Source organism: Streptomyces griseocarneus (genome assembly GCF_014655595.1).
Classification (GTDB): Bacteria; Actinomycetota; Actinomycetes; order Streptomycetales; family Streptomycetaceae; genus Streptomyces; species Streptomyces griseocarneus.
Map to the genome: position 1 here is coordinate 1 of NZ_BNBL01000033.1, position 1,749 is coordinate 1,749.

The 1,749-nt window shown below is 56.3% G+C and carries 2 protein-coding genes; both read right to left on the reverse strand.

Annotated elements, in window-relative coordinates; translation table 11 throughout:
* Positions 1–228: 228 nt before the first annotated feature.
* Positions 229–1,380, reverse strand: a complete 1,152-nt coding sequence (locus IE295_RS33135; RefSeq protein ID WP_190067515.1) for an ELL-associated factor — start codon at positions 1,378–1,380, stop codon at positions 229–231.
* Between the two features lie 180 nt (positions 1,381–1,560).
* The coding region (locus tag IE295_RS33140) for a transposase (protein ID WP_190067516.1) at positions 1,561–1,749 on the reverse strand (189 nt) is incomplete at its 5' end.

Consider the following 1,749-nt stretch of genomic DNA (forward strand, 5'->3'; position numbering starts at 1 on the left):
GGCACCTACCGGTGGGTGGTGGAACGGACCTTCGCCGGGCTCCACGGCTTCCGCAGACTCCACATCCTGACCACCGGCGGCCGTGACCTGCGGCCACCTAATCGATCACCGCTCTGACCCGCTGCCGGGCTGCCGGCAGTTTGTTGACGTTGGTCACCATCGAGCGCCCTTCCAGCCCCAGGACGGCCCAGGATGGCGCTCTTGCGTTGGGGTAGGCACCTTGTGCTGCTACTCGGATTCACGAAACAAAACTGCCGGGGTCTTGGTGCTTTTTCGTTGACGTAGCCCAGCACTGATATATGTAAAGCGCATTCTAGCATTACTGCCCCCTTCTTTGTATTTTGCCGCGAGCTCCCCGCCGATCTTCACCCCGTTCATCTCCATATTTCCTTGGACCTGTGTCGTGATAAATGCGATCTCCCTGCTCTCTCCGGCTGGGACGAGTAGACCATTCGGCTCCGATCTCAATGCCAATTCACCCTCGTGCTCTACTCTCTCCGCAAGATCACATTGGACCTCCAATTTGCCCCTCATGCCCTCGCGCCATACCTCAAGAGTGGCTTGCGGTGTGATTAGCATAGCGCTTTCCCCATAGTTGGCTATGTATAGATGGAGGTCCCATTGCCTCTGCGCATCTCTAATCCCAGTCAGGTCAGATTTGAGCGATTGGGCGACTGAGATCTCGGAAGCCAGGATATCGGCAACGTTTGAAAAACTATCCCTCAAGCACAGCCGGTCGAGAGTCTCGAGCGTCGCGATGAAAGGCTTAAGGCGGTGATCGAGTATCGGGTAACTGTCAAGCCTTGCACCGAAATCAACAGGGCCGGTCGACAAGGGTACGTGATAGCATCCACCATTTTCGCTCGTTCTGAATATGGTGAGCTTCTGCTCCTTGTTTCCGCTCGGTGGCTTGAAGTTGAGCATCCCTGCAAGGGCTGCACTGGAAACGAACGAGTCGAAGAATGTTCTGCTTAGGGGATCAGAGGCGGCTGCGAGAACTTTCGGAGTGTCACCGTCGGCGCCGCTTAGGGCTTCCAGCGATTCGACTGCACCTCTGAGGATTTCAAGGAGTGGCTTGCCGTGCGAAATGAGCAGCTCAACCCGTTCTTCGATCTGGGATATTCTTTTCAATTTTTCTTTTTCGATTGCAGAAGGAAAGAACCATGCAGCATTCAGCCGTTCTATGACTTCCCTGGGGACTTCAACAGTCCTGCCGGCGCTAAGGGAGGTGGCAACTTCTTGCATCAAGAGAAATGGGTGCGAGCGCCTGCGGTAAGTCTGATATGTCGAGGCAATGGAGCCCGACAAGAGAGATGCGATGATCACTATAATTGCCCAGGATGCGCCAGTCATTAGACTCTCCCTGAGGTAGAGTGCCATCTGGTTGTGGCTACCCTTGAGGGGTGGGGGCGGTTCCTGAAGGCAGGTGCAGTTACGAGCTGAGGGCCCGTGCATTGCGTCGCTCAAAGGGTGCCTACGCTGCGCTTCTTCTATGCTGCAGAACTAATGTCAAGGCTACGTCGTAGGCTGTGATCTCACCACTCTGAAACCGGCTGAGGGTTACGGAGGAAGCTCGTTGGGGCCCTTACAGCGCCTAACACAATGAGTTGTTTGCCTGTGGGTGATGAGGCAGCAGGCGAGGCGGAGGAACGCTGCGTGGATGCCGGCACGTCGTTCCCAGTGGATGTGGAGTCTGCGGAAGCCGTGGAGCCCGGCGAAGGTCCGTTCCACCACCCACCGGTAGGTGCC

Excerpts from the sequence above, each read along its gene's own strand:
- IE295_RS33135 (WP_190067515.1), bottom strand. The coding sequence starts at position 1,380 with ATGGCACTCTACCTCAGGGAGAGTCTAATGACTGGCGCATCCTGGGCA.